General features: G+C 65.5%; 12 protein-coding genes and 3 pseudogenes. 7 read left to right on the forward strand and 8 right to left on the reverse strand.

Going from position 1 to position 12,638, the window contains the following annotated elements:
• Nucleotides 1-118: 118 nt before the first annotated feature.
• Nucleotides 119-345: pseudogene (gene tnpA / locus DN412_RS02100) on the reverse strand (IS200/IS605 family transposase); the annotation flags it as partial.
• A 70-nt stretch (nucleotides 346-415) separates the two neighbouring features.
• Here tnpA and DN412_RS02105 point away from each other — a divergent pair.
• Nucleotides 416-685, forward strand: a pseudogene (locus tag DN412_RS02105) (helix-turn-helix domain-containing protein); the annotation flags it as partial.
• A 345-nt stretch (nucleotides 686-1,030) separates the two neighbouring features.
• Here DN412_RS02105 and DN412_RS02110 read toward each other — a convergent pair.
• Nucleotides 1,031-2,173 carry an IS110 family RNA-guided transposase gene (locus tag DN412_RS02110; RefSeq protein WP_115012996.1) on the reverse strand — a complete coding sequence of 381 codons (1,143 nt, stop codon included), beginning with the start codon at nucleotides 2,171-2,173 and terminating at the stop codon, nucleotides 1,031-1,033.
• Between the two features lie 77 nt (nucleotides 2,174-2,250).
• On the opposite strand from DN412_RS02110, the gene DN412_RS02115 reads away from it, so the two are divergent.
• Nucleotides 2,251-3,201, forward strand: a complete 951-nt coding sequence (locus DN412_RS02115; protein ID WP_425267392.1) for an RNA-guided endonuclease InsQ/TnpB family protein — start codon at nucleotides 2,251-2,253, stop codon at nucleotides 3,199-3,201.
• Nucleotides 3,202-3,245: 44 nt separating this feature from the next.
• On the opposite strand, the pseudogene DN412_RS02120 reads toward DN412_RS02115, so the two are convergent.
• Both DN412_RS02120 and DN412_RS02125 read right to left on the reverse strand, forming a co-directional pair.
• Nucleotides 3,246-3,587, reverse strand: a pseudogene (locus DN412_RS02120) (ABC transporter substrate-binding protein); the annotation flags it as partial.
• Nucleotides 3,588-3,628: 41 nt separating this feature from the next.
• Entirely contained in the window at nucleotides 3,629-4,726 is a 1,098-nt protein-coding gene (locus tag DN412_RS02125; protein WP_115012997.1) for an LLM class flavin-dependent oxidoreductase, read from the reverse strand.
• Between the two features lie 228 nt (nucleotides 4,727-4,954).
• Here DN412_RS02125 and DN412_RS02130 point away from each other — a divergent pair, with 228 nt between their 5' ends.
• The 3 genes from DN412_RS02130 (at nucleotide 4,955) to DN412_RS02140 (ending at nucleotide 8,492) form a co-directional block, all read left to right on the forward strand.
• Nucleotides 4,955-6,166 (forward strand): acyl-CoA dehydrogenase family protein, encoded by a 1,212-nt coding sequence (locus tag DN412_RS02130; protein WP_115012998.1) that lies wholly within the window; start codon nucleotides 4,955-4,957, stop codon nucleotides 6,164-6,166.
• 89 nt (nucleotides 6,167-6,255) lie between these two features.
• Complete coding sequence (locus DN412_RS02135) at nucleotides 6,256-6,873, forward strand: cysteine dioxygenase family protein (protein ID WP_115012999.1); 618 nt, start codon at nucleotides 6,256-6,258, stop codon at nucleotides 6,871-6,873.
• Nucleotides 6,870-8,492 (forward strand): rhodanese-related sulfurtransferase, encoded by a 1,623-nt coding sequence (locus DN412_RS02140; protein ID WP_115013000.1) that lies wholly within the window; start codon nucleotides 6,870-6,872, stop codon nucleotides 8,490-8,492. Before DN412_RS02135 ends, DN412_RS02140 begins: the two co-directional genes overlap by 4 nt.
• A 14-nt stretch (nucleotides 8,493-8,506) precedes the next feature.
• On the opposite strand, the gene DN412_RS02145 is transcribed toward DN412_RS02140, so the two are convergent.
• The 4 genes from DN412_RS02145 to DN412_RS02160 all read right to left on the reverse strand — a co-directional run bounded on the left by DN412_RS02145 (nucleotide 8,507) and on the right by DN412_RS02160 (nucleotide 10,250).
• The gene (locus tag DN412_RS02145; protein WP_115013001.1) at nucleotides 8,507-8,968 is read right to left on the reverse strand and encodes a hypothetical protein; all 462 of its coding nucleotides are present in this window, start codon (nucleotides 8,966-8,968) and stop codon (nucleotides 8,507-8,509) included.
• Nucleotides 8,931-9,536, reverse strand: coding sequence for a nucleotidyltransferase domain-containing protein (locus DN412_RS02150; protein WP_161563958.1), 606 nt, complete (start codon nucleotides 9,534-9,536; stop codon nucleotides 8,931-8,933). Before DN412_RS02150 ends, DN412_RS02145 begins: the two co-directional genes overlap by 38 nt.
• 131 nt (nucleotides 9,537-9,667) lie before the next feature.
• Nucleotides 9,668-10,027 (reverse strand): type II toxin-antitoxin system PemK/MazF family toxin, encoded by a 360-nt coding sequence (locus tag DN412_RS02155; protein ID WP_115013229.1) that lies wholly within the window; start codon nucleotides 10,025-10,027, stop codon nucleotides 9,668-9,670.
• Complete coding sequence (locus DN412_RS02160; protein WP_115013003.1) at nucleotides 10,020-10,250, reverse strand: antitoxin of toxin-antitoxin stability system; 231 nt, start codon at nucleotides 10,248-10,250, stop codon at nucleotides 10,020-10,022. Before DN412_RS02160 ends, DN412_RS02155 begins: the two co-directional genes overlap by 8 nt.
• 310 nt (nucleotides 10,251-10,560) lie before the next feature.
• On the opposite strand from DN412_RS02160, the gene DN412_RS02165 reads away from it, so the two are divergent.
• Both DN412_RS02165 and DN412_RS02170 read left to right on the forward strand, forming a co-directional pair.
• Complete coding sequence (locus DN412_RS02165; protein WP_115013004.1) at nucleotides 10,561-10,971, forward strand: cobalt-zinc-cadmium resistance protein; 411 nt, start codon at nucleotides 10,561-10,563, stop codon at nucleotides 10,969-10,971.
• Nucleotides 10,972-11,188: 217 nt separating this feature from the next.
• Nucleotides 11,189-12,637: a TolC family protein gene (locus DN412_RS02170; protein ID WP_115013005.1), complete on the forward strand. Its 1,449-nt coding sequence runs from the start codon at nucleotides 11,189-11,191 to the stop codon at nucleotides 12,635-12,637.
• Nucleotide 12,638: the final 1 nt, after the last annotated feature.

Raw genomic sequence — 12,638 nt, forward strand, 5'->3', positions numbered from 1 at the left:
CCCGTCGCCCCGAAAGGGACGCGGGCATTTTTTCTTTTCTTGATCGGAGTGCGCGTCAAAGCTCGCCCTTCATGGCGGGGAAGGATAGCGTGGACGCCGTAGGCGTCCTTTGCTGCGATTAGTGAGGCGTTTTCTGCTGCTCGATGTACTGCCGTACGATCTCGATAGGAGCACCGCCACAGCTTCCGGCAAAGTAGGACGGCGACCAGAGTGCACCGCCCCACAGCTTCTTGCGGATGCTGGGGTAGTTTTCTTGCCGGACCATGCGGCCGGATATACCCTGAGGCTGTTCACTAGCGACGACACCGAGACCTTGGGCGGGTAGTTCACGACCAAATGCACATGCATCAGAAAGACACAATGTCTGCCCAGGATGTCTTGGTTCTCTCTCATGGGCCAAGTTTATAATGGCCCGATGCAACGACTCCAGGCGTTCAAGTTTGAACTGATGCCAACCGGCGAACAGCAGCGCGATATGCGCCGCTATGCAGGATCGTGCCGGTTCGTCTACAACAAGGCGCTGGCGTTGCAGAAGGAAAACTACGAAGCGGGCGGCAAGTTCATCGGGTACGTCGCAATGGCGAAGCGCCTGACCGAGTGGCGTAACGGAACGGAGACACCTTGGCTCAAGGACTCCCCGGTTCACCCACTGCAACATGCGCTCAAGGACCTGGAGCGAGCCTTCTATGAGGGCGAGGGTGTCAACCCCCTACAGTATTGAATTTCAGCATAGGGATGCATAGCGCGATAACTCTCTCCTTGCAAGCCATTCCTTTTCGTTCGCGAAACTGATGCGGTTGCGAAATCGAGGTCGGGGTCCTCATTGTCGGGCTGCTGCCCGGACTACCTTCTATCCGTGCCGGGCGCAATGGCCGGCACCAACATACTACATGCGCAAAGCGCTGGGACTACCCCTGTTACCTGCGCGCCCCATCTATATGGACGGCTACCCGCGGGGGGCAGCCCGGCTCACTTACGGGCGCGCTGACCTGCTTTCGTTACCGCTTCGCTGTTCGCGCTAAGATCGGCATCACGTCACCACTAGTTTGAGGCTTGCCCCGGCAGGAATCTCGCCATACTCGAGATAGCGCCACAGGGCAATCGCCAATCGGCGGGCAAGTGCGACAATACCGACGCGCCGCATGCGCTTGCTGCCTGGCGCGAAGCGCGCATTGAACCATTGCGTGAGCTGACTCGTTGGCTGGTAGCGTAACCAGCTCCACGCCAGTTCGATCATTAGCATTAGCCAACGGGATCGTTTGTTGCCTGCCTTGCTGATGCCTTGCTCGACCTGACTTTCGCCACTGCTGTAGGGCGTCGGTGCCAGTCCCAGGCAACCTGCGACTTCGCGCCGGTTATGAAAACGACGCCAGCCAAACAGTTCCTTGATCAGGAGCCAGGCACTGCCCGCGCCGATCCCGCGGAGGTGCGCGAGCAGCGCGATGGCTGGCTGCGTACCGGCCTTCACCGCCTGGTGCTGCTGGGTTTCGATGGTCTTAATCTGCGTTACCACCAGCGCCAATCGCGTGACTTCACGCTCGATCTCGGCACGCAAGCCGGGAGGCAGTTGTGAGCCATAATCGCCCCACCAGCGCTTCCAGGATCGGTCCCCGATGTGGGCGATCCGCAGGTTGTGCAGTACCAGCAGCGAACGAATCCGGTTGCTGTGGGCCGTGCGTTCCTGCCTGAGTCGCCCGAGCTCGCGGTGCAAACGCCGCTCATCTTCCTGCTCTGGTGTTGGCACCCGCGCGACTGTCCACAGGCGCCGCTCGCCGGCGTGGTAACGCATCAACATCGAGAGCAGCTTGTCGCCGTCGAGCCGATCGGTCTTGGCGCGTCGGGCGCGGCGGTTGACTTCAATACTGGACGAGTCAACTACCAGGTTTTGGATACCTTGCTCCGTGAGCCATCGGTGCAGCCAGAAGCCATCGCGGCCGGCTTCGTAGCAACTGCGCACTGGGGCTTGCGGCGCCAGGCCGCAGCGTGCTTTGGCCTTGGCGATCACTTGCAGGACTGCATTCAGGTCGCCAGCCACCAGCGTATGCCGGCTCGGTCCGCGCATGCCGTCGCCCAGCGACAGCTTCCAGCTCTTCTCGCCCAGTTCGAAAGCCATGTACAGCCAGCCAGTGATCGTCGTATTCTGCCCCTGAAGGGCTGTGTCAGGCATGTTCATTTGCGTGCTCCTTTCGAGAAACGAGACTGCGAATCTTCGTTTTACTCCAGGGGCTTACCTTCGCGGCCCTTCATAGTATCTATGCCAATTTCTTCGCCAAGCGGGCCGACTTTCCGCGCTTCAAGAAGAAAGGCCAGCACGACAGCTTCCGATACCCCGACCAGAGACAGATCAAGCTCGATCAAGGAAACAGCCGCATTTTCCTGCCCAAACTCGGCTGGCTGCGCTACCGCGACAGCCGGGACGTGCTCGGCGAGGTGAAGCAAGTCACCGTATCGGCCTGCGGCGGCAAGTGGTTCGTGTCGATCCAGACCGAACGCGAGGTCAAGCAGTCGTTGCCCAACGGCGGCGCGGTCGGTATCGACATGGGCGTGGTGCGTTTCGCCACGCTGTCGGACGGCACGGCCTACGCCCCGCTCAACAGCTTCAGGCGGCATGAAGCCGCCTTGCGCCGTGCGCAGCAGGCGATGAGCCGCAAGGTGAAATTCAGCAACAACTGGAAGAAGGCGAAAGCCCGCGTCCAGCGTATACATTCCCGCATCGGCAATGCCCGCCGCGACTTCCTGCACAAGACCTCGGCCGCGATCAGCCAAAACCACGCGATGGTGTGCATCGAGGACTTGCAGGTGCGGAACATGTCCAAGTCCGCAAAGGGTAGCGCCGAGCAACCGGGAAAGCGTGTTCGGGCCAAGTCCGGCCTGAACAAATCCATCCTCGATCAAGGCTGGTTCGAGTTCCGCCGCCAACTGGATTACAAGCTGGCGTGGAACGGTGGCTATCTCATCGCCGTGCCGCCACGGAACACGAGCCGGACGTGTCCGTGCTGCGGACATGTGTCGGCGGACAACCGGCAGACTCAAGCCGAGTTCCGATGCATGGAATGCGGCTTCGAGGAAAACGCTGATCTGGTCGGCGCGATCAACATTCTAAGGGCGGGGCACGCCCGGTTAGCCTGTGAAGTGAGCGGTGCAGTCGTGCCGCCAGCAGCAGGAACCCACCGAAGCGACTCAATCGGGCTCGATGCCTGATTGAGCGCCGTAGGAGTCCCTTGTCTTCAGGCGGGGGAGGATGTCAAGTCGAAGCCGGCTTCCAGCGGCTTGAGCCAGCGGTGGATCATGCCGACCGCGGCATCGGCCTTGCCGGTGGCGATCGATTCGAGCAACTGGTCGGTCGAGCCGCTGTAGTTGATCAGGTCGACCTGCAGGCCGTTCTTCTCGAAGAAGCCCTTTTCCTGCGCCACCACGATCGGCGTCAGGCAGAAGGAATTCTGGTTCCAGGCGAAGGTCAGCTTGCGTGGCGCCGACCAGGCCTGGCGGCCCAGGATCAGCGACGCCGCGGCGATGGCCGCGGCGCCGGCAAGCCGCAGCACGCCGCGGCGGCGCGGGTCGGCAGTCTTTTTGTTGTTCTGGCTCATGGTGAGACTCCCCGTTTTCATTGTGTTGTGTGGTGAGGCGGTCAGGCGGCCTTGCGCTCCGCCCGCTGTGCGGCGTCGTGCTGCGCCACCAGTTCGCGCACGCGCGGGATCAGCTCGCGGCCGTAGTCGATGGCGTCTTCCAGCGGATCGAAGCCCCGGATCAGGAAGGTGGTGACGCCCAGTTCGTAGTAGGCCAGCAGGGCCTGCGCCACGTGCTCCGGCGTGCCGACCAGGCCGGTGGAGTTGGAGCGCCCGCCGGTCTCGCGTGCGATCGCGGTCCACAGGCGCTGGTCGACCCGGTCGCCTTTGCCGGCGGCGGCCAGCAGGCGCCGCGCGCCTTCGCTCTGCTGCGGGCCGCCACGGCTGTAGCCGGCCTGCACGCGCAGGGCGCGGGTGCGTTCCAGGATGCTGTCGGCGCGGGCCCAGGCTTTTTCCTCGGTCTCGGCCAGCACCGGGCGGAACGACACCGAGAAGCGCACCGTGCGCCCGTGCTTCGCGGCTTCGGCGCGCACGCGGCCGGTCAGCTCGCGCACCTGGTCGAGCGACTCGCCCCACAGCGCATAGACGTCGGCATGCTTGCCGGCGACGGCCAGCGCCGCTTCCGACGCGCCGCCGAAGTAGATCGGCACACGCGGCTGCTGCGCGGGCTTGACCTCAGAGAAGCCCTGCGCAAAGCGGTAGAACTGTCCTTCGTGGTCGAACGGCACGGCCTCGGTCCAGATGCGGCGCAGGATGTGCAGGTACTCGTCGGTGCGTGCATAGCGCTGGTCATGGTCGAGGAAGTCGCCGTCACGCTGCTGCTCGCTATCCGAGCCGCCGGAGATGAAGTGCACGCCGAGGCGGCCGCCGCTGAACTGGTCGAGCGTGGCGATCTGGCGTGCGGCCAGCGTAGGCGCGGTAAAGCCGGGGCGGTGCGCCAGCATGAAGTGGATGCGCTCAGTCACGCTGGCGGCGTAGGCAATCGTCAGCGTGGCAGACGGGCCGGTGGAATGGTGCGGTACCAGGATGCGGTCGAAGCCGGCCTGCTCATGGGCCTGGGCAAAGGCGCGCACGTACTCGCGATCGATCACCGGGCCTGACGGCGGATGGATCTCGGACTGCTTCTGGCTCTGGATCATGCCGATGAAATCGACGCTCATGTGCGCTCTCCTGCGGTCGGTGAGGGCGGCAGCGTGGCCGCCCGGATGGTGTTGGGCTGAGGCAGAAAGTACGACAGCCGCGCGCGCTCACTAACGAATAAAAACGACGGTCCATATTCAATAAGCGTCGTTTTCGTAATGCGGTGCCGGCGCTACGCTAGGCGGCATTCGGTGCGAGCCGCGCGCAGCATCGCGCCTCGTCGTCATCCTTCCCCGGAGTCTTCTTCCATGTCTTTAACGTCTACCCTGCGCCGGCTGCCCAGCAGCGATGCGCGTCTTGGCGATGTGCTGGCCGGGCTGTCCGCGCGCTTTGCCGGCAGTGCCGGCGCGCACGATGCCGCTGCCAGCTTTGCGCACGACAATTTTGCGCAGCTTCATGCCAATGGTCTGGTTGCAGAGGTAGTGCCGCGCGCGCAGGGCGGCGGCGGGGCGGGCCTGGCGCAGGCGCGCCGCATCGTGGCGGCGGTCGCGGGCGGCGACGCCGCGACCGCGCTGGTGCTGACCATGACCTACCTGCAGCATCGTGCGATTGCGCGCGCCGATTCGCACTGGCCGCAGACCGTGCGCGACCAGGTCTTTGCCAGCGCGGTGCAAGACGGTGCGCTGATCAACGCGCTGCGGGTGGAGCCGGAACTGGGCTCGCCCGCGCGCGGCGGCCTGCCGGCGACGGTGGCCACGCGCGTGGCCGACGGCTGGCGCCTCAGCGGGCGCAAGCTGTACAGCACCGGCATCCCGGCGCTGCGCTGGCTGGCGGTGTGGGCACGCACCGACGAATCACAGCCGCACGTGGGCGTGTTCCTTGTGCCTGGACCGGCGGCAGGCATTGCCGGTGTGCGCATCGTTGAAAACTGGAACCACCTTGGGCTGCGCGCTTCAGGCAGCCACGAGACCGTGCTCGACAACGTCTGGATTCCGCCGGACCACGCGGTCGATATCCGCCCGCCTTCTGCATGGGCGTCTGCCGGTGCCAGCCAGGCCGACACCGACGCCAATGCCGACCAGCAGGCCTGGATGATCGTGCTGCTGGGCAGCCTCTATGACGCGGTGGCGCGCGCCGCTGCCGCATGGATCGGTGATTTCGTGCGCGAGCGCGCGCCCGGCAGCCTGGGCGCGCCGCTGGCCACGCTGCCGCGCGTGCAGGAAGCCATCGGCGAGATTGCCGCGCTGCTGCGGACCAACCAGGTGCTGCTGGACGATGCCGCCGCGCGCACCGACGCGGGCGAGGCGCCCACGCCGGCCGACAGCGGACTGCTCAAGTACACCGTGACCGGCAACGCCATCCACGCGGCGGAGTTGGCGCTGCAGCTGTCAGGCAATCACGGGCTGAGCCGCAACAACCCGCTGGAGCGCCACTATCGCGACGTGCTGTGCAGCCGCATCCATACGCCGCAGAACGATTCCATCCTGGTAGCCGCGGGGCGTGCGCAGCTTGGCCTGTAAGCGCGGGTCCGCCTGGCCGTGCTATGTTTGCAGCAGCACCGCTGCGCAGAGGGCGGCAAACCAGAACGAGACACTCCGGAGTCATTCCCATGGGCAGTACCCCCACCCCCAACCCGCTCGCGCCGCTGCGCGATTTCATCACCGGCCTGGCCGCGCTGCTGGACCAGCACCCGGACGAGCCGCGCATCCTGCGCGAAGGCGGGGCGCTGCTGGCGAAGCTGGTCGCGGGCGACGACTGGCTGCCCGATGCCTGGGCCCAGCCGCACCCCGAGTACTACCAGCAGCACCTGCTGCATTGCGATTCCGCCGAACGCTTCTCGGTCGTCAGCTTTGTCTGGGGGCCGGGCCAGCGCACGCCCATCCACGACCACACCGTATGGGGCCTGATCGGCATGCTGCGCGGCGCGGAAGACTCGCAGCCGTTCGCGCTCGACGCCGCCGGCCGGCCCGTGCCGCATGGTGACGCCGTGCGCTTGCTGCCGGGGCAGGTCGAGGCCGTTTCGCCCACGGTCGGCGACATCCACCGTGTCAACAACGTGCATGACGACCGGGTCTCGGTCAGCATCCACGTGTATGGCGCCAATATCGGCGCGGTGCGCCGTTCGGTCTATGCCGACGACGGCACGCGCAAGCCCTTTATCTCCGGCTACTCCAACCAGACCCTGCCCAACCTGTGGGACCGTTCCCGCGAAGTTGCCCAGTCATGACCACGATTACTGCTACCCAAGCCACACCGGTTTTTCCGACGTATTCGCCTGAGGATGTGCGCAAGGCTCTGCTCAACCGCGACGAGATCGCGCTGATCGACGTGCGCGAGGAAGACCCCTTCGCGCAGGAGCACCCGCTGTGGGCCGCCAATTTCCCGATGTCGAAGCTTGAGATTGAAGCGTGGGCGCGCATTCCGCGCCGCGACACGCTGATCGTCGTCTACGGCGAATACGCCGGCACTGACCTGGCGCCGCGTGCCGCGGCCGTGCTGCGCGAGCTGCGTTATACGCGCGTGCATCTGCTGGAAGGCGGGCTGCGCGCATGGATCGATAGCGGCGGCAAGGTGTTCCGCGACGTCAACGTGCCGAGCAAGTCGTTCGGCGAGGTGGTGGAAGCCAGGCGCCACACGCCGTCGCTGGCGGCCGAGGAAGTGCAGGCACTGATCGACAGCAAGGCCGATGTGGTGGTCGTCGACGCGCGCCGCTTCGACGAGTACCAGACCATGAGCATCCCCACTGCCACCAGCGTGCCGGGTGCAGAACTGGTGCTGCGCGTGCGCGAACTGGCGCCGGATCCGCACACGCGTGTGATCGTCAATTGCGCCGGGCGCACGCGCAGCATCATCGGCACGCAGTCGCTGGTCAACGCAGGCATCCCGAATCCGGTGGCGGCGCTGCGCAACGGCACCATCGGCTGGACCCTGGCCGGCCAGCAACTTGAGCACGGCGCCAGCCGCCGCGCGCCCACCACGGTCAGCGACGCCAATCGCGACAGCGCCCGCAGCGGCGCGCGCGCGATCGCCGACCGCGCCGGCGTACGCCGCATTGCGCTGGCGCAGCTTGATACGCTGCAACAACCCGGCCGCACCGTGTACCGCTTCGATGTACGTACGCCCGAGGAATTCGCCGATGGCCACCTGCCGGGCTTCGTCAATGCGCCGGGGGGCCAGCTGGTGCAGGAAACTGATCACTCCGCCCCGGTGCGCGGCGCGCGCATCGTGCTGTCTGATGATGATGACGTGCGTGCCAGCATGACCGGCTCATGGCTGGCGCAGATGGGCTGGGACGTCTGGGTGGTGGAACCGGTGTCTGCCGCCGATCGCAGCGAAACCGGCGCCGTTGCCGCACCGGTGCCTGCGTCCGCGCCCGTATCGACGGTCACCGCGGCTGAGCTGGCCGCGTGGCTTGACGCAGGCGATGGCAGCACCGCTGTCCTTGATTTCACCACCAGCGCCAACTACGTCAAGCGCCATATCCCCGGCGCGTACTTTGTCATTCGCGCCCAACTGGCCGATGCGCTGCCTCGCATTGCGCAGCCCAAGCGCTACGTGCTCACCTGCGGTTCGAGCCTGCTGGCGCGCTTTGCCGCCGCCGACCTAAGGCGCCTGACCGATGCGGACGTGTTCGTGCTGGAAGGCGGCACGCAGTCTTGGATTGCCGCGGGACTGCCGCTGGAAAGCGGGGAAACGCACCTGGCCTCGGAACGCACCGACCGCTACCGCCGGCCGTATGAAGGCACGGACAATCCGCGCGAGGCGATGCAGGGCTACCTGGACTGGGAGTTCGGGTTGATCGCGCAGCTGGAGCGCGATGGGACGCATGGGTTCAGGGTGGTGTAGGGCGCGGTGGCGCGCTATGTCTTGAGCATGCCAGGGTAGTGCTCTTGCAGCCAGTGGGATGTGTCATCGAGGATACGCCTGGCGTGATCCAATGCCAGGCGCATGTCGGGTGCTCTGACGGTGACGAACCCGGTGTACTTCTCATTGCGGATCGACAGCAGGCCGTCGAGTTCATCTAGCAGGAGCTGGCTGCCACCCAGGGATCCCACCAGGCCTTCCAGCGCGACACGGTGGTGCCCGTGCGCCGCGGTAATGCGGTAGCCTTGCGCGGCAAAGACGGCCAGCGCCGCAAACAGGATCGCCTCGTAAGCGGCTTCGAACTTCGTCGGGTCTGAAATGCCCTGGACCGTTGTGTCCTGGAATTTCTGCACCGCTGCGCGCAGCAGTTCCTGCACCATTACCTTGTTTTGCATCCGCTCCAGTCGAACGACCTGCGGCTCATCGAGCGCCAGTTGTACCGGCTTGCGCGCTGCCATAGGCAAAGTCTCCTTTCAAGGCGATCACCGGCTGGTTCGCCACACCGAGCGCGAAGCTGTTCCCGTCCGCCAGCATTTGCTCGAACTCCGATCTGGAAAACACCGACGCATGGATTTCGCGGCCATGCTCGCGTCCCACCGATTTCAGCGCCGCATTGATACGGATGGCGCTGAGATCCTCACCCAGTACCAGCACGTCCAGGTCTGAGATCGCCCTTTCTTCGCCGCGGGCAACTGAGCCAAATACGACAGCAATCTCTACCTCCTCGGGCAGCGCACTTTTCACATCCTCCAGCATCGCATCGCTGCGCCGCACGATGTCAGTCAGGCCTGCGAGCAAGGGCGAATCAGAGGCGCGATACCGGACGTTTCGGCCGTCCTGCGACCTGACAGCCAGCCCGACGTCCGTCCAGCGCTTGAGCCAGTGCGTCACATTGCCAGTGTTGGAACCGGCCATGCGGGCCAGTTCACTTGGCGCATATTGCTTGCCGGGGGTGAGGTAAAGCGCGCGAAGTAACGCCAGGCGTTTTTCGCCCCCGAAGAGTTCGCCCAGAAGTACGTTGTGCATGGCAGCCTCCCATCCATTGCTGCATGATGTGCAGTGACACTGCATATTATGCAGCAACGCTGCATGTCATGCACTGTCACTACATAATATGCAGTGAATCTGGAGGATGGGAGACAAGCGCTGCAGGGACGTCAAAGCCTGAGGAGAAGGCGCAATGCCTCTTCCACTCTTCTCAAATGATTCGCCGCCAGCGTGGCCACCGGCCCACCGCACATAAACCGGCGATTGGATACCGCACGGACCTGGTCGATCAACAAGTCCGTCTCATAGGCCAGGCCGGGCAGCTTCCCCAGCGCAACCCGCAACGGGAAACAATCCTCGCGCTCGATTTGCGATGTGCCCGGCACGATGATCGTGGTCGGGTGGCCGGCGTCGTTGAGCAAGTCCGTCTGGATGACCAGTGCTGGCCGGTTGCGCTTGGCCGGCTCTTCCCGATGGGTCTGGGGATTGAGATCGATCTCCCAGATCTGCCCGCGCTTCAGATCAGTCAAGGCCGTCCCCGGTCGATGCATCCATCTCTTCGTTAGCGGCCAGGTGCTTCGCCGAGAGCTTGTGGGAAAGCATGGCGATACGGGAGGCCATCTCCCGCTCGTTTTTCTCGCGCACGGCATCGCGGATGTAGTCGGAGGTTTTCTGGCCCGCTGCCTTCGCCAGGGCACGCGTCTGCTCGGCCAGGTCTTCGCCCGCGCGGAAGGACAAGGTCGTTCCCTGCATGAATGGCTCCGTACTTGGGCAATACGGAAGTATAGCGTTCATTTGTCACGCGTTTTTGTATTACAAGATCACGGCACAGAGGCAGGTGTGCCGGCTTCGGTACCGTGACTCGAGCTTAGCGGGGTAGGGAATTGGCAGGTAGCGGACGAGTCTGAAAGCCCTTGGCGGGCACCCGCTCGCGCTACAGCAAGGGAACGAACGTTACGATTCCCTGTCAATCGTAATCGTTCCGTTACAATGCTGTCCTGCAGCATCCCACCGGCAGTCCCGACCGTGGACCCGCCGGCGATGCCGTCAAAGCCCCGACCCAATGCGATTGTTGTTCCTGCTGCTGACTGCCATGTGCTTGTCACTGCTCTCCTTCGGAGCAGCGGCGGACGTGCGGACGGCCTGGTCAGGGCAGCCCCATGTGGGCGCGGATCTGGTGGAGATGGTGGCGGCCCAGTCCGTCGATGATCTCGGCCGGATCGTCGTGCCTGGCGACGATGGCTTGCACGACGACGATGCCTGTGACGACCCGCCGCCCGGGTACTGCAATATCTGGTCGGCCGACCTGCTCGATCCGCTCGACCTGCTCGACGAGATCGAAGAATCCAGCGCGCTGATCGCCCTGCCGCCAGTGAAGCTGTTGCTGCCCACCGGCGACGTGGCCCAGCACCCGCCTGGCCGCACCGCCCCCCCGCCTTCGGCCTTCTTCCGGCCGCCCATTTCCCGCGCCTGATCGTTTCCTGCGCCCGCAACGCACGCGCTGCCGCATGCAGCCGCCGTGCCGTGGGCCGCGTCTCCTTGCCTGATATCGCCAGCCTGCCTGCTGCCTGACCGCGCGGGTAAGCCGCTGCCGTTGTGCGCCCCTGCCGTGAATGCGTCCCCGTGACGGCGTCACCCGGGGCGGGCGGCAGCATGGCGAGAGGCAGCCGTATCGCTTGCTTTCCCGACTCATGACAACAACCAAGCTGACCCTGATCGCGTCGCTTTCGCTGATGGCGCTTGCCGCGGCCCCGGCCCAGGCCGGTGCACAAGGCGGGACGTCCGCGAAGGCAACGGACGGTGCCACGTCCGCCGCCCGCGCACTCTTGTCCAAACCTGCTGCCGCGCCTATGCCGGGCGCCGCCATTCTTGCGGCCGCGGCAGTGCCCAAGCCTGCATCCGCCTCATCGGCAGACGCCCCGGCGGGGCCCGCATACTCGCTGCCCCACTTGCTCGACCTGGCCCAGTCCACCAACAAGGGCGTGGCTGCCGCCGAGGCTAATGTCGATGCGGCCAGCGCCGCCATCAGCAGCGCGCGTGCCTATCCCAATCCGCAGGTGGAGGTGATGTATGGCCGCCTGTCCGGCAAGCAGCCGGGCGTGAGCAGCGGCAATGCGCCCAGCTACGCGGTCGTGCAGAAGCTGGACTACCCGCACCAGCGCGGCCTGCGCGAGGCCATGGCCACCCGCGGGCTGGAGTCGTCGCAGGCGGTGCGGCGGGGCTTCCGGGCCGACCTCGCAGCCCGCGTGAAGACCGCCTACTTCGACGTGCTGCGCCGCGAGAGCGAGCTGCATGCCGCCGAGGAAGACCTGGCGATGATGCGCCAGATCCACTCGCGCGCACGCCTGCGCGTCGAGGTGGGCGAGGCGCCGCGCTATGAGCTGATCAAGGCCGAGACCGAACTGCTGGCCTCGCAGAAGAGCCAGCAGACCGCAGAATTGCGCGTCAACCAGGTCAAGGCCGCGCTGCGCCAGCAGGTGGGCGGCGCGATGCCGGGCCAGTATTCGCTGGCCGGCGCGCTGGGCCAGTCGCCCGACGTGCCGCCGCTACCGGTGCTGCGCGACACCATGACCGCCGGCAATGCCGAGCTGGTCCAGCGCCGCATGGAACTGGAGCGCGCACAGCTTGGCGTGGACTACCAGAAATCGCTGCGCTGGCCGGAAGTGGCGGTGCGCGCCGCCACCGACCGCCAGCCTGACAACAACGTGTCGCAGATCGGCCTGATCCTGACCATTCCGCTGTGGGACCGCCGCAGCGGCCCGGTGGGCGAAGCCACGGCCCAGGCCACGCAGGCGCGCAGCGCCCTGGAAGCGCGCGAGTTCGAGCTGACGCAGGAGCTGGAATCCGCCTACCGCCAGTACGAGATCAACCAGGCCCAGGTGACCGCGCTTGAGTCCGGCATCGTGCGCGAGGCCGAGTCGGCGCTGGGCGTGGCCGAGTCCGCTTACCGCTTCGGCGAGCGCGGCATCCTGGACTACCTCGATGCCCAGCGCGTGCTGCGCGGCGCGCGCAATGAGCTGATCGCCGCCCAGTACGACCTGCAGCTGGCCGCCATCCAGATCGAAAAGCTTATGTCGACCGCCCCGGGCGCCACCGCAGCGCCGGGCCTGCAGCCGACTTCCAACATCGAACAGAAATAAC

The sequence above is a fragment of the Cupriavidus lacunae genome, from assembly GCF_003353055.1.
GTDB lineage: Bacteria > Pseudomonadota > Gammaproteobacteria > Burkholderiales > Burkholderiaceae > Cupriavidus > Cupriavidus lacunae.